The organism is Cyanobium sp. LEGE 06113 (genome assembly GCF_015207615.1).
In genome coordinates, this window is the sequence record NZ_JADEWM010000002.1 from 17,449 (window position 1) to 33,880 (window position 16,432).

At 71.0% G+C, this 16,432-nt stretch carries 17 protein-coding genes and 1 tRNA gene; 7 read left to right on the top strand and 11 right to left on the bottom strand.

Annotation, left to right across the window (positions count from 1 at the left end):
• The first annotated feature begins 31 nt into the window (after positions 1-31).
• Positions 32-523: an adenosylmethionine decarboxylase gene (gene speD / locus IQ220_RS04090; RefSeq protein WP_193913226.1), complete on the top strand. Its 492-nt coding sequence runs from the start codon at positions 32-34 to the stop codon at positions 521-523.
• Here the strand turns inward: speD and larE are convergent.
• Complete coding sequence (larE, locus tag IQ220_RS04095; RefSeq protein ID WP_228008853.1) at positions 492-1,373, bottom strand: ATP-dependent sacrificial sulfur transferase LarE; 882 nt, start codon at positions 1,371-1,373, stop codon at positions 492-494. The two genes, speD and larE, sit on opposite strands and share 32 nt — an antisense overlap.
• 114 nt (positions 1,374-1,487) lie before the next feature.
• Between larE and IQ220_RS04100 the strand changes: the two genes are divergently transcribed.
• Positions 1,488-2,696, top strand: coding sequence for a cob(I)yrinic acid a,c-diamide adenosyltransferase (locus IQ220_RS04100; RefSeq protein ID WP_225875670.1), 1,209 nt, complete (start codon positions 1,488-1,490; stop codon positions 2,694-2,696).
• A gap of 26 nt (positions 2,697-2,722) precedes the next feature.
• On the opposite strand, the gene moeB is transcribed toward IQ220_RS04100, so the two are convergent.
• Positions 2,723-3,895 (bottom strand): molybdopterin-synthase adenylyltransferase MoeB, encoded by a 1,173-nt coding sequence (moeB, locus tag IQ220_RS04105; protein ID WP_193913230.1) that lies wholly within the window; start codon positions 3,893-3,895, stop codon positions 2,723-2,725.
• 134 nt (positions 3,896-4,029) lie between these two features.
• Positions 4,030-4,383, bottom strand: a complete 354-nt coding sequence (locus IQ220_RS04110; RefSeq protein ID WP_370566319.1) for a M67 family metallopeptidase — start codon at positions 4,381-4,383, stop codon at positions 4,030-4,032.
• Between the two features lie 45 nt (positions 4,384-4,428).
• Between IQ220_RS04110 and IQ220_RS04115 the strand changes: the two genes are divergently transcribed.
• Positions 4,429-4,833, top strand: coding sequence for a CAAD domain-containing protein (locus IQ220_RS04115; RefSeq protein ID WP_193815330.1), 405 nt, complete (start codon positions 4,429-4,431; stop codon positions 4,831-4,833).
• A gap of 25 nt (positions 4,834-4,858) precedes the next feature.
• Here IQ220_RS04115 and IQ220_RS04120 read toward each other — a convergent pair whose 3' ends face one another.
• Positions 4,859-5,752 (bottom strand): fructosamine kinase family protein, encoded by an 894-nt coding sequence (locus tag IQ220_RS04120; protein WP_193913232.1) that lies wholly within the window; start codon positions 5,750-5,752, stop codon positions 4,859-4,861.
• A 35-nt stretch (positions 5,753-5,787) separates the two neighbouring features.
• On the opposite strand from IQ220_RS04120, the gene crtD reads away from it, so the two are divergent.
• The gene (gene crtD / locus IQ220_RS04125; RefSeq protein ID WP_193913234.1) at positions 5,788-7,353 is read left to right on the top strand and encodes a C-3',4' desaturase CrtD; all 1,566 of its coding nucleotides are present in this window, start codon (positions 5,788-5,790) and stop codon (positions 7,351-7,353) included.
• Here crtD and IQ220_RS04130 read toward each other — a convergent pair.
• The gene (locus tag IQ220_RS04130; protein ID WP_186697272.1) at positions 7,316-8,215 is read right to left on the bottom strand and encodes a prephenate/arogenate dehydrogenase; all 900 of its coding nucleotides are present in this window, start codon (positions 8,213-8,215) and stop codon (positions 7,316-7,318) included. The genes crtD and IQ220_RS04130 overlap by 38 nt on opposite strands.
• 55 nt (positions 8,216-8,270) lie before the next feature.
• Here IQ220_RS04130 and IQ220_RS04135 point away from each other — a divergent pair, with 55 nt between their 5' ends.
• The 3 genes from IQ220_RS04135 (at position 8,271) to IQ220_RS04145 (ending at position 10,534) form a co-directional block, all read left to right on the top strand.
• Positions 8,271-9,779, top strand: a complete 1,509-nt coding sequence (locus tag IQ220_RS04135; protein WP_193913236.1) for a helicase — start codon at positions 8,271-8,273, stop codon at positions 9,777-9,779.
• Positions 9,780-9,827: 48 nt separating this feature from the next.
• Positions 9,828-10,070 (top strand): DUF2839 domain-containing protein, encoded by a 243-nt coding sequence (locus tag IQ220_RS04140; protein WP_193913238.1) that lies wholly within the window; start codon positions 9,828-9,830, stop codon positions 10,068-10,070.
• Between the two features lie 95 nt (positions 10,071-10,165).
• On the top strand, positions 10,166-10,534 hold the full coding sequence (locus IQ220_RS04145; RefSeq protein WP_193913240.1) for a DUF1815 family protein: 369 nt from the start codon (positions 10,166-10,168) through the stop codon (positions 10,532-10,534).
• A gap of 37 nt (positions 10,535-10,571) precedes the next feature.
• Here the strand turns inward: IQ220_RS04145 and recA are convergent, their stop codons facing one another.
• The 6 genes from recA to IQ220_RS04175 form a co-directional block, all read right to left on the bottom strand.
• Complete coding sequence (recA, locus tag IQ220_RS04150) at positions 10,572-11,765, bottom strand: recombinase RecA (RefSeq protein ID WP_186697276.1); 1,194 nt, start codon at positions 11,763-11,765, stop codon at positions 10,572-10,574.
• Between the two features lie 116 nt (positions 11,766-11,881).
• The gene (locus IQ220_RS04155) at positions 11,882-12,631 is read right to left on the bottom strand and encodes an HAD family hydrolase (RefSeq protein WP_193913242.1); all 750 of its coding nucleotides are present in this window, start codon (positions 12,629-12,631) and stop codon (positions 11,882-11,884) included.
• A gap of 44 nt (positions 12,632-12,675) precedes the next feature.
• A tRNA-Gln gene (locus tag IQ220_RS04160) sits at positions 12,676-12,747 on the bottom strand.
• Between the two features lie 214 nt (positions 12,748-12,961).
• Positions 12,962-14,560 carry an AAA family ATPase gene (locus tag IQ220_RS04165; RefSeq protein WP_193913635.1) on the bottom strand — a complete coding sequence of 533 codons (1,599 nt, stop codon included), beginning with the start codon at positions 14,558-14,560 and terminating at the stop codon, positions 12,962-12,964.
• Positions 14,561-14,634: 74 nt separating this feature from the next.
• On the bottom strand, positions 14,635-15,684 hold the full coding sequence (locus IQ220_RS04170; protein ID WP_193913637.1) for an LdpA C-terminal domain-containing domain: 1,050 nt from the start codon (positions 15,682-15,684) through the stop codon (positions 14,635-14,637).
• 20 nt (positions 15,685-15,704) lie between these two features.
• Positions 15,705-16,169, bottom strand: a complete 465-nt coding sequence (locus IQ220_RS04175; RefSeq protein WP_193913244.1) for an NAD(P)H-quinone oxidoreductase subunit N — start codon at positions 16,167-16,169, stop codon at positions 15,705-15,707.
• Positions 16,170-16,432: the final 263 nt, after the last annotated feature.

Genomic DNA, 16,432 nt, shown 5'->3' on the forward strand with positions numbered 1-16,432 from the left:
GTAAGGTTGCCTTCCACCTTGATCAGATTCGATGATCCAGACCCTGCCTTGCCTCCATCCCCACCCCGGATGGAACGCAGCCCAAGCCGCAGCACACGCCGCCGCCCAAGCCTCCAGCCAGCCTGCTCCGATCACCGACACCGTCGGAAAACACTGCATTCTCGAGCTCTATGGGTGCGATCACGCCCGGCTCGACGACGAAGCCTTTCTCAGGGACACCATCACCGCCGCAGCGAAACGGGCTGGTGCCACCCTTCTGAACCTGATCACCCACCGCTTCGAACCCCAGGGCGTCACCGGACTGGCCCTTCTGGCCGAATCGCACATCTCCATCCACACCTGGCCGGAATCCGGCTACGCCGCCGTGGATGTGTTCACCTGCGGCGACCACACCATGCCGGAGCGGGCCTGCGCCGTGCTCGCCGAGGAACTCGCCGCCGCCGAGCACAAGCTCACCAGCTTCCGGCGAGAAACCCCCGGCGCCATCCAGGTCAGCAGCCGTCTGCCGGCTGAGGCGGCCTGAGCGGTGCGAGGCCGCGATTGAGCTTGCCGCTCACCAGGCCCTCCAGATCCACCGCCACAGCGGTGAAGCCGAGGGCCAGAAACGCCTCCACCAGCTGCCGGCGGCGGGAACCATCCCGCCACTGCTCCAGGGCAGCCGTGAGTTCCGACTCCGGCAATTCGATGCGGGCCGTCTCCCCCTGGCAGCGCACCCGCAGCCGGGGCCAACCCCGTTCCATCAACCAGGCCTCGGCGGCCGCCACCTGGTGCAGCCGGGCCGCCGTGATCGCCTCGCCATAGGGGAAGCGGGAGGCCAGGCAGGGCTGGGCAGGCTTGTCCCACCAGGGCAGACCCAGGGCCCTGGAGATCTGACGCACCCCGGCCTTGTCGATGCCGACTTCGGCCAGAGGTGAGCGCACCCCGTGCTCCCGCGCAGCGCGGATGCCGGGGCGGTGGTCGCCGAGATCGTCGTGGTTGACGCCGTCGAGCACCGCCGCATCGCCGGCCGCCGCGGCCACCGGCGCCAGCAGCCGGTGCAATTCGCGCTTGCAGGCGTAGCAGCGCTCAACCGGGTTCGAGCTGTAGGCCGGGTCGGCCAGTTCGGCGGTGGCAATCTCCCGGTGGGCGATGCCCAGCCAGCGGGCCTGGGCGGCGGCTTCCTGGCGCAGGTGGGGAGCGAGGGCCGGCGACACGCCGGTGATCGCCAGTGCCGCGCTGCCGCATTGCTCCACCGCGAGGCAGGCCACCAGGGCGCTGTCCACCCCGCCGGAGTAGGCCACCACCACCTGGGGCAGGGCTGCCATGGCCTGCCGCAACGCCTCCAGACCTTCCTCGAGGCTGGGGGGCAGGCGCTCCAGGAGGGTGAACGTCAAGGCAGCAAGAGCAGGGGCCGGCGGCCGGGGTTCGATCCTGGCAGCTGCGGCCGACGGCTGGCCGCCAAACAGGCCGGTTGTGGTGGGTAGCATCGGGCGCGCAGCACGGCAGCGATGAGTCCGAGCACCACCGAGCCGTCACGCCTGGGCCAGGGCAGCCCTGGCGGTGGATCAGGCCGAGCCAGTGCCTCGGGGATCGGCATCCGCACCGCCTCAGGCCGCGATGAACGCACCCATGGCCAGCTGCACGTCTATGACGGCGATGGCAAAGGCAAGAGCCAGGCCGCCCTGGGGGTGGTGCTGCGCACCATCGGCCTGGGCATCTGCGAGCAGAAGCGCACCCGGGTGCTGCTGCTGCGCTTCCTCAAGGGCCCGGGCCGGGCCTACGACGAGGATGCCGCCATCGAGGCCCTGCAACAGGGCTTTCCCCATCTGATCGACCAGGTGCGCACCGGCCGGGGCGACTTCTTCAGCGCCGAGCAGGCCACCCGCTTCGACCGGCAGGAAGCACAGCGGGGCTGGGACATCGCCAAGGGCGCCATCGCCAGCAACCTCTACTCCGTGGTGGTGCTCGACGAGCTCAACCCCGTGCTCGACCTGGGCCTGCTGGATCGGGAGGAGATCTGCCGCAGCCTGGCGGCAAAGCCCGATGGCATGGAGGTGATCTGCACTGGCCGCGGCGCCCCGCCCCAGCTGGTGCAGCTGGCTGATCTGCATTCCGAGATGCGGGCCCATCGCCGCCATGGTGACGCCGCCACCGCCGCCGCCGGCCTCGACGGCATCGAGATCTACACCGGCGAGGGCAAGGGCAAGAGCACCAGCGCGCTGGGCAAGGCCCTGCAGGCGATCGGGCGGGGCATCAGCCAGGACAAGAGCCACCGGGTGCTGATCCTGCAGTGGCTCAAGGGCGGCAGGGGATACACGGAAGACGCGGCGATCGCCGCCCTGCGCGAGAGCTATCCCCATCTGGTGGATCACCTGCGCTCGGGCCGCGATGCGATCGTGTGGCGCGGCCAGCAGCAGCCCATCGACTACGTGGAGGCCGAGAGGGCCTGGGAGATCGCCAGGGCCGCCATCTCCAGCGGCCTCTACAAGACGGTGATCCTCGATGAGATCAACCCCACCGTGGATCTGGAGCTGTTGCCCCAGGAGCCGATCGTGCAGACCCTGCTGCGCAAGCCAGCCGAAACAGAGGTGATTCTCACCGGCCGCTGCCGCAACCGACCCGCCTACTTCGACCTCGCCACCGTGCACTCCGAGATGGTGTGCCACAAGCACTACGCCGAGCGCGGCGTGGATCTCAAACGGGGGGTGGATTACTGAGCCCGAAGGCTCAGCGGCGCCTCGGCTCAGTAGCGCTGCACCGAGGGATCCACCTCCTGGCTCCAGGCGTCGATGCCGCCATTCACATTCACCCCCTCGATGCCGTGGCGGCCGAGGGCGATCAGGGCCTTGGCACTGCGGCCGCCCAGCTTGCAGTGCACGTAGAGCTTCCTGCCTTCAGCCAGCTGGCGCACCTGCTCAATCGCCGCGCCACTCTCAATGTGATCAAGGGGCACCAGCACGGCCCCGGGAATCACGGCGATGTCCGCCTCCTGGGGATTGCGCACATCCAGCAGCAGGATGTCTTCGAGCTGACCATCGATCACGGTCTTGAGCTCCGCCACCGTGATGCTGGGCACACTGCCGGCCTCCTCCTGGCCCGGAGCCGTGCCGCCCACGCCGCAGAACTCCTGGTAGTCGATCAGCTTGTCGATCACCGGGCGCTCGGGGTTGGGACGCAGCTTCAGCTCCCTGAACTTCATCCCCAGGGCATCGAACAGCAGCAGGCGGCCGCTGAGGGTGGTGCCCAGGCCGGTGATGATCTTCACCGCCTCGGTGGCCTGGATCACGCCGATGATGCCGGGCAGCACACCCACCACCCCGCCTTCGGCGCAGGAGGGCACCATCCCCGGCGGCGGCGGCTCGGGGAAGAGGTCGCGGTAGTTGGGGCTTTCGGCATCCAGGTTGAACACCGTGGCCTGGCCCTCGAAGCGGAAGATCGAGCCGTAGACATTGGGCTTGCCCAGCAGCACGCAGGCGTCGTTCACCAGGTAGCGGGTGGGGAAGTTGTCGGTGCCGTCGCAGACCAGGTCGTAGGGCTCAATGATCGCCAGGGCGTTCTCGCTGCTGAGGGCCGTCTCGTAGAGATCCACCTGGCAGTGCGGGTTGATCTCGAGGATGCGGGCCCTGGCCGACTCGATCTTGGGCTTGCCAACCCAGCTGGTGCCGTGGATCACCTGGCGCTGCAGGTTGGAGTGGTCCACCACGTCGAAATCGACGATGCCGATCCGGCCCACCCCGGCCGCAGCCAGGTAGAGCAGCAGGGGCGAGCCCAGGCCACCGGTGCCCACGCAGAGCACGGAGGAGGCCTTGAGACGCTTCTGGCCCTCCATGCCCACCTCCGGCAGGATCAGGTGGCGCGAAAAGCGCACCACCTCATCGGGGCTGAGCTGGACTCCAGTGGTGTCGGGGGGGAGCATCGGCGGCGAGGGGCCCGGGCCACACAGCCACGGACCAGGTCAATGCTCCATTCTCCACGGCAGCGGCCTGGGCAGGGTGTTCCCCTCCTCCAGCCACCAGGCCAGCGCCTCGGCCTGGCGTCCCTGAATCACCATCAGGCTGGCGCGCAGGTGAGGGCCAGGTCGGTGGGGGAGGGCTCTGCGGCAGTCTCCGGGTGGCTGTGGGCAGCGCCCAGCACCTGCAGGCCCCGCTGCCGCGCCCAGCGCTGGGCCACCAGTTGCTCCCTCGGATCAATGGCGAAACGGCGTTGCCGCTCCCCAGGCGGCGACCACACATTCAGGCAGGGCCAGAGCCGCTGCAGCTGCCAGAGCTGGTCAAGGCCGCGGCCCCGGCGTGTGCCCAGCAACAGGCAGCAGCCCTCTTCGGGCGCAGCGGAGCGCAGGATGGCGCCCAGGGCGGTGAGCAAGCCGGGATCAACGCCCAGGCCGGTTGGCGCGTCGGAGGTCACCCCGATACCTTATGGATCACTGTGATCCGGAGCCCGGCCCAGGCCATGAGCGACACCCCTACCCCCACGGTTGAAACCGAGCCCATGGCCGATGCTGATCCCACGCCGACCCCTGAAGCCTCTGCTGGCGAAGGCATCGACACCGCCGCGTTCAAGGAGCGCTACAAGGAGGTTCTCGGCAGCATCAACCAGACCCTGGGCCAGATCGACTGGAGCCAGATGGGCCGGATCGGCAAGGCCGGCGGCATTCTGCTCGTGGTGATCATCGCCCAGATCCTGATCAAGGGCGTGCTCGACACCGTCAACCTGCTGCCCCTCGTGCCCGGCCTGCTGGAGCTGCTCGGCCTGGTGGTGGTGGGCCAGTGGGGCTGGAAGAACCTCACCACCAGCGAAAAGCGCAGCGCCGTGGTCAACAAGCTGCAGACACTCCGCAACGAGTATCTGACCTGACGGACTCCTGGCCAGCCCCCTGCCCTCAGGGGGTGTCCAGCAGGCTGAGCATCGACGCTTCGGCCTGGCTGCGATAGCCACCGCCGAACAGGTTGGCGTGGTTGAGCAGGTGATAGAGGTTGTAGAGCTCCACACGGCCAGGCGCCCCGCTGGGCAGGGGCCAGGTGGCTTGATAGGCCGCAAAAAAGCTGGCGGGGAAGCCTCCGAACAACTGCGCCATGGCCAGATCCACTTCCCGGTCGCCCCAGTAGGCCGCAGGGTCGAACAGGGCCGCACCGCCGCCGCGGAGCAGCCCGGCATTGCCGCTCCAGAGGTCGCCGTGCACGAGCACCGCTTCCGGCCCATGGGAGGCAAGCCGCTCCTGAGCCCGCTCCAGAACGGCGTCCGCGCTGGCAAAGGCCTCACCCCGCGCCGCCGCCATGGCCAGCTGGGGCTTCAGCCGACGCTGCACAAAGAAGCTGGCCCAACGGGGGAGCCAGCCATTGGCCTGGGGAGCTGAGCCGATGAAGTTGTCGGTCTCGAAGCCATAGCCCCTGCCGCCCTCCCCTCCCCTGCTGGCCCGATGCAGCTGCGCCAGGCCCTGCCCCAGCTGCGACCAGCCCCCAGTGCTCCCGGAGGCCAGGTCCAGCCAGGGCAGCACCAGCACGGCCTGGTCGCCCACCAGCTCCAGGGCCAGGGGCTGGGGCACCCGCAGGCCGTCCGGCGGCCAGGCCCCCAGGGCGGCCAGCCCCGCGGCTTCGGCTTCCAGCAGCGCCATGGCGCCGCTGCCGCCGGTCTTGGCGAAGACGCTGGTGCCCTCCGCATCCACCAGCCGCCAGGCCCGATGGATGCAGCCGCCCCCTACAGGGCTCTGGGCGATGGGGCGCAGGCCCAGCCGGGCTTCGCACCAGGCCGCCAGGGGCTCGGAGGGGACACTCACCACGACGCCGCAGACCTGCCTGCCAGCATGCCGCCATGGCAGAGGTGCTCGACGTGGCGGTGGTGGGGGCCGGCATCGCCGGACTCACGGCCGCGGCGCTGCTGGCCGATGCCGGCCTGACGGTGGAGCTGCTCGAGGCCCACGACCAGTGCGGTGGCTGCGCCGGCACCTTCAAGCGCGGGCCGTACGTGTTTGACGTGGGGGCCACCCAGGTGGCGGGCCTGGAGCCCGGCGGCAGCCATGCCCGCCTCTTCCAGCACCTGGGCATCGACCTGCCGGCCGCCCGGCCCCTCGATCCAGCCTGTGTGGTGCACCTGGGTGACGGCAGCGCCCCGGTGCGGCTGTGGCGCGACCCCGAGCGCTGGCGGCAGGAGCGGCTGAGCCAGTTTGCGGGCAGTGAACCCTTCTGGCGCCTCTGCGCGGCCCTGCACCGCGCCAACTGGGGCTTTGCGGCCCGGGACCCCGTGCTGCCGCCCCGCAATGGCTGGGATCTGGGCCAGCTGCTGGGCGCCCTGCGGCCCGCCAACCTGGCCAGCGGTCTGTTCGCCGCGGCCACGGTGGCCGATCTGCTGGCCCTGTGCGGCTGCGGGAACGACCAGCGGCTGCGCCGCTTTCTGGATCTGCAGCTGCGGCTCTACTCCCAGGAGCCCGCCGATCGCACCGCCGCCCTCTACGGGGCCACGGTGCTGGCCATGGCCCAGGAGCCCCTGGGGCTCTGGCATCTGGAGGGCTCGATGCAGAGCCTCAGCACGGCCCTGGAGCAGGCCCTGGGCCAAGCGGGTGGGCGCCTGCGCCTGGGGCACCGGGTGGAGCGGCTGCGGCGGCAGGATGGCTGCTGGCAGCTCCAGGGACAGCGCTGCGGGCAGCAGCGCGAAGGGCAGAGCTTTGAACGCAGGGCCCGCGATCTGGTGCTGGCGATCCCGCCCCAGGGCCTGCCCCAGCTCCTGGACACCCCCAGCCTGGGGGCGTCCTACCAACGCCGCCTCGACCAGCTGGCTGATCCCTCCGGGGCCCTGGTGCTCTACGGGGCGGTGGATCGCCAGGCCCTGCCCGCCGACTGTCCCTGCCACCTGCAGTTGGCGTGGGACGACCCCGGCGCCCTGTTCGTGTCGGTGAGTCAGCCCGGCGACGGCCGAGCCCCGGAGGGGCAGGCCACCGTGATCGCCAGCGTGTTCACCCCCGCCCGCCCCTGGTTCAGCCTTGAGCGGCAGGCCTACAGAACGGCCAAGGCCAACGCCATGGCCGCCATCCAGCGTGGGCTCGAGCACCTGCTCGGTCTGGATCCCAGCGCCTGGCGGCATCGCGAGCTCGCCACACCGCGGGGGTTTGCCCGCTGGACCGGCCGTCCCTTCGGCTTCGTGGGCGGACTGGGCCAGCGGCCGGGGACCTTCGGACCGTTCGGCCTGGCCAGCCGCACGCCGATCGAGGGCCTCTGGCTGTGTGGAGATGCGATCTACCCCGGCGAGGGCACCGCGGGCGTGAGCCTCTCGGCACTGATGGCCAGCCGCCAGCTGCTGGCGGCGCGGGGCCACCGGCTGGAGCTGCGGAGCGCAGCAGCTGAACTCACAGAAACTCTGGGCGCAGCCGCTGACAGGCACTGAGGTCGGCCTCGAGGGCGTCCCACTCGGACGAGGCCAGGCGGTGCTCCAGGGCCTCCAGGCTGAGCCGGTAAGCCGCCAGGGCCTCCTGGAGAGCCATCTGGTTGCCGCGGGCCATCAGGGTGCCCAACTGTGGATTGCCCCCTCCCACCCGGCTCGTGTCGGCGAAGCCGCTGGAGGCCAGGGCACGCACCAGATCCGGCAGCTCTCCCCCCTGGGCAGCGGCGGCGGCGTCGACGCTCTGCAGCAGGGCCGCACTCACCAGCACCGGCAGATGGGAGATGAGGGCGGCGGCGCGGTCGTGGGCCTCGGCCGGGCAGCTGATCGGCCGGGCTCCCACCAGCTCGGCCAGGGTCCACACCAGGGCCAACGCCTCCGGGTCGGTCGCCGCCCCTGGCGTCAGCACCCAGGGCCGACCGCGAAACAGCCCCGGTACGCCGGCCTCCACGCCGGCGGCCTCCGTGCCGGCCATGGGGTGGCTGGCCACGAAGCGCGGATGCAGCGCCGACCAGCGCTCCAGCACCGGAGCCTTGACCGAGCCCACATCGGTGACCACCGCCGCTGCTGGCAGGGCCTGCACCAGCTGCGGCGGAGGATCCAGCAGGCCATCGAGGGGCAAGGCCAGCACCACCAGGGAACAGTCCTGCAGCAGCGCCGGGTCATCGCTCACCGCTGTGGCCAGCTGCCGCTGCCGGGCACGCTCCGCCGTGGCTGGGCGCCGCACCAGGGCCCGTACCTCCACCCCCAGGGCCTGCAGATCCAGGCCGATGGAGCCGCCGATCAGGCCGAGCCCCACGATGCCGACAGGACCCCGCAGGCTGCGTGGGGGCTCCCTCGGGGGCGTAGATGGCGGTGCTGTTGTCATGGTTGCAGTGCCCTGCGCCCAGCTTCCTACGATTCAGGCCCCCGGCTGACGGCGGATGCTTGAGGCCCAGGCCCACCACGAGCTGAAGGCGCTGCTGCGGCGGGAGGGGCGTGGCGCTCACGATGGCTGGCCGCACCAGCTCAGCCTCTGCCGGCTGGTGGCCCGCAGCCTGCGGCGGGGCGACCGCACCCTGGTGCGCCTGACCCCCGGCAGCGACCCCGGTTGGTTGCTGGGGCTGCTGGTGCCCCTGGCCCTGGGCGAGACCCCGGTGGTGCTGGTGCTGAGCCAGGGCCTGAAGCAGCGTCTGCTGCAGGTGGAGCTGGCCCGCCTCGGCAGGGCCGGCCTCAGCCTGCCCTGCTACGAGGGCGAGGATCCCGGCAACACCAAGGTGTGGCTGCTGAGTGTGCCTGAGCTGGTGAGCGCCTGGCGCGGCGACAGGCTGAAGGGGCGTCAGCTGGTGATCCCGGAGGCCGAGCAGCTCGACGCCCGGCTGAGGGCCAGCCTGGCGCTGCGTCTTGACGCCGCGGACTGGGAACGACTGGCCCGGGCCCATCCCGCCCTGCGGACCGGCCTCGGTGAGCTGTACAGCCGCCTGAGCAGGCAGGTGATGGCCCATCCGGGTGGATCGAGGCGACCGCTGCTGCTGTCCCCGGAAGACGAAGCCCCCCTGCGCCAGCTGCTGGGGCTGCTCCATCCCCTGCCGGAGCCCTGGGCGACCTGGCGCTCCAGTGGCGGCGACGCCTGGGTGAGCTGGACGGAGCAGGAGCCCACCAGAGCGGAGCAGGCCCCCTCAGTCGAGGGGCTGCCGCCGGCCGAGCGGCTGCTGCAGTGGAGCCTGCACCGGCAACCGCTCGAGCCCCTGCGGGTGCTCGAGGGCCTGATGGACGGGCAGGGGGCCGTGGTGGTGGCCGAGCTCGCCAGCACGATGGGGCAACTGGGGCTCCCGGGTGGCCCGGCCCTCGGCCTCGAGCCCGACGTCGTGGTGGATCTGGGAGCGGAGCCCCTGGCCGATCCGCTGCCTCTGTATGCGCCGCTGCGCCAGCCCCTGCCCAACAGTCCCCGCTACGGCGAACACCTGCTGGAGCAGTGTCGCCGCCTGGTGCTTGGCCAGGGGGGCCTCACCCTGGTGCTGCTCGATGACGAGGGGCTGCGCCTCTCCCTGGCCAGTGGCCTGGCTGCCGAATTCGGCAGCCGGGTGGTGCACGAGCACACGGCGCCCGAGAGCCACGGTGTGGTGTGTGCCCGCTGGAGCTGGTGGCTGACGCACCAGGGCCGGATGCCCGATCCGTCCCAGATCGTGGTGGCGCTGCTACCGATCGCCAGCCTCGACGATCCCCTCACCGCCGCCCAGGTGCTGGCCCTGCGCCGGGAGGGACGCGACTGGTTCCGCGAACGCCTGCTGCCCGATGGCCTCACCCGCCTGCAGCTGGGCGTGGTGGGGTTGCGTCGCCAGGGGGGCCGGCTGGCCGTGCTGGACGGCCGCCTCAGGGGGCGGAGCTGGGGGCGTCAGGTGCTGCGTGCCCTGGAGCCCTGGGTGAACCTGAGCCGCCTCCTGCCCCACTAGTTCTGGCCGTAGCCTGATCGGGCGCGTCAACCACCAGGAGCTGCACCCATGGGCGAGGCCCGCCGCCGCGAGAGTCAGGGACTGCCCCCGAGGGCCCCGAAGCGCACGGCCGCGCCCGACACGTCGCCCCGCCTGGCCCCCTGGCTGCCGCTCACCCGCAACCAGGCCAATCGCTTTGTCTCCCTCACCACCCGGGGGGCCTGGGTGGGGATCGGCGCCCTGGTGCTGTTCTGGCTCACGGTGCGCTTCATCGGCCCTGGCCTGGGTTGGTGGACCCTGGCCGACGGCTGAGACAGCGTGTGCCGGGATGCTCGTCAGGAGGTGAGCATTCATACCCACGCGAATTGGAAGAAAAGCTTAGGGTTGGCCCACACTGTGATGGCGCCATGTTTCCCCGGCTCGCGGAGCAGTACCGCTCCGTTGTTCAAGATCTGGTGATGAGCCTGCAGGCCCTGGCCTCAAGCCTGCAGAGCCGCGGCATGGCCGCCACCTGCTACAGCTGCGGAGACGGCCGCGATGGCCATGGCGCCTCTTTCGTCGCCAACCTCGGCACCAATCACATGGTGCGATTCCTGGTGTCCGATTTCGGCATCAGCTGGATTGAATCCCGCAACGGCCACGAGCTGGTCAAGCTGGAAGGCGCCGAGGCCATCCAGGAACTGCAGCGGGTCGCCCAGATGCTGCAGAACGGCCCCGCCACCGAAGCCGCCCTGCTGGCCGGCGCTCAGCAGGCCGAGCCGCCGGCCATGATCTGAAGCGTCCCCTCGGTCATCTGGTCCGACATCCGGCCGGTCATCCGGCCACCGGCAGCTTCCCTGCTGCTGGGGTTCCAGAGCCGTCCTCAGCACCCACGGGCTGAGCCACGACAGCTGCTTTGGCGGCGGCAGCCAGGGGCTTGAGCGAGTTGGCCGTCACCTCCGAGCCTTCCTTGAGCTTCTGACGGGTGCGTTGTTCGATCTCCACGGCCTGGTCGGGGTTCTGCTCCAGCCAGGTGATCGTGTTGTCGCGCCCCTGGCCGATGTTGTCGCCCTCGTAGCTGTACCAGGCGCCCTTGCGGATCACCACGGCGGTTTCCTCGGCCAGGTCCAGCAGGCAACCGAGGGTGCTGATGCCGCGGCCGAAGAGGATGTCGAACTCGGCGATCCGGAACGGCGGGGCCACCTTGTTTTTGGCCACCTTCACCTTGGCCCGGATGCCGTACTCCTCGGTGCCGCGCTTGAGGGTCTGGATGCGGCGGATGTCGAGACGCACCGAGGCATAGAACTTGAGCGCATTGCCACCGGTGGTGGTTTCCGGGCTGCCATAGGTGACGCCGATCTTCTGGCGCAGCTGGTTCAGGAAGATCACCGTGCAGCCGGACTTGCCGATGTTGCCGGTGATCTTGCGCATCGCCTGGCTCATCAGCCTGGCCTGGCTGCCCACGGCCAGATCACCCATCTCACCCTCAATCTCAGCCCTGGGGGTGAGGGCCGCCACGGAATCGACCACCACGATGTCCACGGCGGCGGAGCGCACCAGCTGGTCGACGATCTCCAGGGCCATCTCGCCGGTGTCCGGCTGCGACACCAGCAGATTCTCGATATCGACGCCAAGCGAAGCCGCGTAGACCGGATCGAGGGCGTGTTCCGCATCCACGAAGGCAGCCACCCCTCCGCGCTTCTGAACCTCGGCAATGGCATGGAGGGTCAGGGTGGTCTTGCCGGAGCTCTCGGGCCCATACACCTCCACCACCCGGCCCTTGGGGTAGCCGCCGCCGAGGGCCAGGTCCAGGGTCAAGGCCCCGGTGGAGATGGTCTCCACCCGCATGCGGGAGGCGTCCCCCAGCCGCATGATCGAGCCCTTGCCGAAATTGCGCTCGATCTGGTTGAGCACCAGGCCGAGGGCCTTGTCCCGCTCCGCGGCGGCCCGGGCATCGGCAGGGGACGCCGCACCACCGGAGGAGGCAGCGGCAGAGACGTAGGAAGCGGCCTTGGAATCAGCAGGCATGGAATCGGATCAACGATGGAACGGGCCGCGGAGCCATCCTGCGACCACTGGATTGTCAGTACCACCCGCAAAGGCCGGCGTCTCAATCGCGCCTAGTACGGACGTACTCTACCGGGTCAGGGCCAGGTTGCCAGGGGAGCCGCGAACCGCTCCGGCGTGAGCCAGTGAATCCGGGCCGGGAGCCCCAGGGCGTCCCGGGGGCCGAGATAACCCCAGCTCACCAGGAAGCAGCGCACCGCGTTGAGTTCAGGGTCAGCGGCCACCCGCTCGAGGGTGGGGCGTCGGTCTTCGACGAACCAGAGCCGGGGGTGATCGGTCTGCAGGCGGCGCAGCACCTCAGGCTTGCTGCCCTGGTCATGGCCATAGAGCGCCTGGGGCTCCAGCCCCGCGCCGCGCAGGATCTCGCGGGCGAAGGCGGCGCCCTTGGTGGTGAGCACGGCCCAGGAGCTGCCTTCAGCTTCCAGCTGCCGCACACGCTCCACCACGTTGGGGTAGAAGCGATGCAGCGCCAGCCAGGCTGCGGGGTCGGTGGCGATCGCCTCGGTCCGCACCTGCTCCAGCACTGCCTGAAGCGGCGCTTCGCTCCAGCCCCACCGGGCCAGGGCCTGGGGCACGGCCTCCCTGTAGCCGGCCACGAGACCCTCGAGGTCGAGGTCTGGGCGCGACAGCTCCGCGGCCATCAGCACCATCTCCCAGCCCTTGTGAATCAGGGGGCGCAGGCGGGCAAAGGCTGGGTGGGGGGGCTCTGGCCAGGCCAGGCCAGGAACCAGGCGCTCGGCGGCGGCGCTGGCCGCCCACCAGTACTCAGCCATCCCATCGACCAGGACGCCGTCGAAGTCGAACACCAGAAAGGGGGAGCCGGCCATGGAGGGCTGCCGCAGGGGCGGGCTGAGCCGGGGGAGTGTTGAAACTGGGCCGCTAGGATTCGAACCTAGGAATGGCGGGACCAAAACCCGCTGCCTTACCACTTGGCGACGGCCCAATGCTGGTCCCTTGACTGGCTTGCCGCTGAACCGACTGGCCGCTGAGGGAACATCCCGCAGGGACAGGGAGCTCTGCGCGGAAGCATCCCAGGAACGCTAAGCCACGCTGGAGGGAGATCCGGGCGGCTGTCACCCCAGAGTGATCTGGGCCTAGCTAGTTACCCACAACGGCCGGTCCTTCGTCAACGCCTGGGCGCCGATCGCTCCGCAGCATCAGGCCGGGAACAGCCGCAGCCGCTGATCGCCGGCGGGGCCGAACACCGCGGAGCGCACCCGGTAGCGGCCCGCCAGCTCGCTCTGCAGCTGGCGCACGCGCCCACTGCGGGGCAGCAGCTCCACCGGCTGGCCCCGGGCCAGCACCACCTGCTCCAGCGCCAGTCGGCACTCCTCCAGGGCCGCATGGGCATCGTCCGCGGCGGCGGCGTCCAGGGCGGGCTCCCCGGCGGGGCGGCGGCGGGCCAGGAGGCGCTCGAGAGCTCGCTGCAGCTGGGGCAGGGCGGCACTCTTGATCACCAGGATCGGCAGGCCCAGGTCCTGGGCCTGCCGGCGCACATGGGGATCGCGGCCGAGCTGCTGGCGGGCGCTGAGCACCACATCGGCCAGCTCCACGCTGCCCACCACCTCCACGGGGAACTGGCGGGCCCGCACCACCTGCTCCAGCAGGCTGCGGCTGACCCCGGCGCCGTAGACGCGCAGCGGCGCCCTGCCGGCCGGACCGACCTCGGGCTGCGGCGACAGCGGATCGGGGCCGGCGGCGGCTGGCAGGGGATCCAGATCCAGGGGCGGCAGGGGGCGCTGGCTCAGCCGGGGCGCCGCCGGTGGGATCGGGCCTCGCGTCGCCAGGGGCGGATCCCGCAGCTGCAGTCGCCCATCGGGTCCCAGTTCGCGCACCTGGGGGCGGGCCACCTGGCCCCGCAGCAGCAGGTCCACCGTGCCGGCCACCTCGTTGTGGATCAGCCAGCGATGGCGGCTGTGCATCTCCACCGCCAGGGGGAAGGTGGGCTCGGCGGCCCGCTCCAGCACGGTCTTCTGGGTGCGGCGCCGTCGCGCCTCCTCGTCTCCCAGGGTCACCGACTGGATGCCGCCCACCAGGTCGCTGAGGGTGGGGTTCTTGATCAGGTTGGAGAGCTCATTGCCATGGGCCGTGGCTACCAGCATCACGCCCCGCTCGGCGATGGTGCGTGCCGCCTGGGCCTCCCGCTCCGTGCCGATCTCATCGATCACGATCACTTCGGGCATGTGGTTTTCCACCGCCTCGATCATCACTTCGTGCTGCAGCTCGGGGCGGGCCACCTGCATGCGCCGGGCCCGCCCGATGGCCGGATGGGGGATGTCGCCGTCGCCGGCGATCTCGTTGCTGGTGTCGATCACCACCACGCGCTTGCAGAGGTCGTCGGCCAGCACCCGGGCGATCTCCCGCAGGGCGGTGGTCTTGCCGACCCCAGGGCGCCCCATCAGCAGCAGCGACTGGCCTGAATCGAGCAGGTCGCGCACCATCACCACCGTGCCGAACACGGCGCGACCCACCCGGCAGGTGAGGCCCACGACGGTGCCGGTGCGGTTGCGGATGGCGCTGATGCGGTGCAGCGTGGAGGCGATACCGGCCCGGTTGTCGCTGCCGAACGCCCCCAGCTGACGCACCACCGCCTCCAGGTCGGCGCTCTGCACCGGTTGCGCTCCCAGCTCAATGGCCCGCCCCGGGTAACGGGCTTCCGGCACCCGTCCCAGGTCGAGCACCACCTCGAGCAGCTGCTGGCGGCGCTCCTCGCTGGCCAGGGCCCGCTGCACCGGCCCGGGCAGCACCGCGAGCATGCGATCCAGATCATCGGTGACCCGCTGGCTGAATGGTGGGGCGGGCGGGGGCGGCCCTGCATCGGCGGCGGGGGTCAGGGGCTCGGAGAAAGGCACCGCAATGGCTGGGGGCAGGGCTCTGGACCCGCTCGTTCTAGCCAGGGCCCCACCAGCGAGCGGGCCAGGTGCAGCGCTTCGGGCAGGAGTTCCGGCAGGGTCAGCAGCGAACGGCCGCGCCCCTGGGCCTCCTGCAGCAGGGGCTGCAGCCGTCGCCGCGCCACCCCGCCGAAGGCCACGCCGGCACAGCCGCGGGCCAGGGCCGGCTGCCGCTCCAGCAGGGGCAGGGTGGCAGCGTTGGTGCCGCCGGCCAGCTGCAGGGGGCCCGGGGGCAGCTGCCCCTGCCAGCGTCGCAGCAAGGCCACGGCGGCATGGGCCGTGCCCTGGCCCAGATCACCGCTCATCGGGCGGCCATCCAGTTGCCAGAGGGGCGCAAAGCCGCAGGAGCGCAGGGCCCCATAGCGCTGCCACAGCTCCCGGGCGGTGAGGTCGCCGGCGGCACTCACCGCCAGCCGCCGCAGCGGCACACCGCTGGCCCTCAGCTGCTCCAGCCTCTCCTGAAAGCCCTGCAGGCGCCCCGGCTGGGTGTGGAGTTCCACGGCATCGGGCGCCAGCTGGCGCAACAGGGGCGCCACCGCAGCGGCCTCCAGCACCTGGCTGCGTTCTTCGATCAGCCCATGGGGGCAGGCGGGCAGGCAGCGGCCGCAGCCGTAGCAGCGGGCGTCCAGCACCCCGGCGGCACCGCTGGCCGCCTCGCCGATGGCCAGGGCCGGGCAGATCCGCTCGCAGGGACGGGGACAGTCAGCCGGGCAGGCGCCGGGATCGAACCAGGCCTTGCGGAAGTGGGGGTCGGCGCCGTCGCTGAGGCTCAGCATCAGCCAGGGACGCCGGGCGCCGTGGCGGTCGGCCCAGTCGAGCCCCCGACGGGCCGCCGCCACGACGGCCGGGTCCGCGGCCACGTCCACGCAGTGGACCCCGGCCAGGGCGTAGAGCCCGGCCAGGTCTTCGATGGCAGCCAGATCGTGATTGCTGGCGCCGCCGATCCACTTCACCCAGCGCCCCTGGCGCAGGGCCGCGTCCGGGGTCAGGGCCAGACCTGAAGGGGAGCTCAGGCCGCCACCAGCAACTGCTCCAGAGGCTGCCACTGCAGCTGCCGGGCCCCACCCATCTCCACCACGATGCGCAGCCGCGACTCCCGGCGGGTGAGATCGATCAGGGAACTCAGCTCCCCTGTGGAGAGCACCTTGCCCTCCAGCAGCCACAGGAGGATGGGCCCGCCGCCCTCGAGCAGGCTGCCCAGCTGGGGCATCACCCGATGCACCTCACCCACAGCAGCCGTGCTGCCCACGCACTGGTGGCCGAGATGGGGTGGGCGCACGCCATGCAGCTGCATCAGAAAGGCCTCGGGATCGCCGAGGCCCCGGGCCGACGTGATCTGGGCGCGATAGCCCGCGGCGCGCAGCCGGCGCATCAGCCGGGTTTCGGCACCGCCTTCGAGGGGGGCGAACAGGGCAAGGGCCCCTGCTTTCTCAAGGTCCTGCCGGAATCCACGACCGGAGAGCAGCAGTGGCATGGTGAGGTCGGCTCGGTCTGCCGGCAAGTTTGACAGCCCCGGCCCCGTTTCGCTCCAGACGCCACCGCCCGGCAGGCCCGGAACCGCAGCCGCAGCACCTCACGAACACCGCCGCGCAGTCGCGGACACACCGCCGGGCTCCGATCACCCTCCAGGCCGTGAGCCAGGAGGGGGTCAGGTCATGCGTTACATTTGATCGCTGTGCTTCGAATCCGCGCCCGTCCGCTAGCCGGGCCTCCGGATCCCTGCACCCGATCACCAGT

Excerpts from the sequence above, each read along its gene's own strand:
- recA (WP_186697276.1), bottom strand. The coding sequence starts at position 11,765 with ATGCCTGCTGATTCCAAGGCCGCTTCCTACGTCTCTGCCGCTGCCTCC.
- speD (WP_193913226.1), top strand. The coding sequence starts at position 32 with ATGATCCAGACCCTGCCTTGCCTCCATCCCCACCCCGGATGGAACGCA.
- IQ220_RS04155 (WP_193913242.1), bottom strand. The coding sequence starts at position 12,631 with ATGGCCGGCTCCCCCTTTCTGGTGTTCGACTTCGACGGCGTCCTGGTC.
- IQ220_RS04175 (WP_193913244.1), bottom strand. The coding sequence starts at position 16,169 with ATGCCACTGCTGCTCTCCGGTCGTGGATTCCGGCAGGACCTTGAGAAA.
- crtD (WP_193913234.1), top strand. The coding sequence starts at position 5,788 with ATGGCAGAGGTGCTCGACGTGGCGGTGGTGGGGGCCGGCATCGCCGGA.
- moeB (WP_193913230.1), bottom strand. The coding sequence starts at position 3,895 with ATGCTCCCCCCCGACACCACTGGAGTCCAGCTCAGCCCCGATGAGGTG.
- IQ220_RS04165 (WP_193913635.1), bottom strand. The coding sequence starts at position 14,560 with ATGCTCGCGGTGCTGCCCGGGCCGGTGCAGCGGGCCCTGGCCAGCGAG.
- IQ220_RS04135 (WP_193913236.1), top strand. The coding sequence starts at position 8,271 with ATGCTTGAGGCCCAGGCCCACCACGAGCTGAAGGCGCTGCTGCGGCGG.
- IQ220_RS04145 (WP_193913240.1), top strand. The coding sequence starts at position 10,166 with ATGTTTCCCCGGCTCGCGGAGCAGTACCGCTCCGTTGTTCAAGATCTG.
- IQ220_RS04115 (WP_193815330.1), top strand. The coding sequence starts at position 4,429 with ATGAGCGACACCCCTACCCCCACGGTTGAAACCGAGCCCATGGCCGAT.
- IQ220_RS04140 (WP_193913238.1), top strand. The coding sequence starts at position 9,828 with ATGGGCGAGGCCCGCCGCCGCGAGAGTCAGGGACTGCCCCCGAGGGCC.
- IQ220_RS04130 (WP_186697272.1), bottom strand. The coding sequence starts at position 8,215 with ATGACAACAGCACCGCCATCTACGCCCCCGAGGGAGCCCCCACGCAGC.
- IQ220_RS04100 (WP_225875670.1), top strand. The coding sequence starts at position 1,488 with ATGAGTCCGAGCACCACCGAGCCGTCACGCCTGGGCCAGGGCAGCCCT.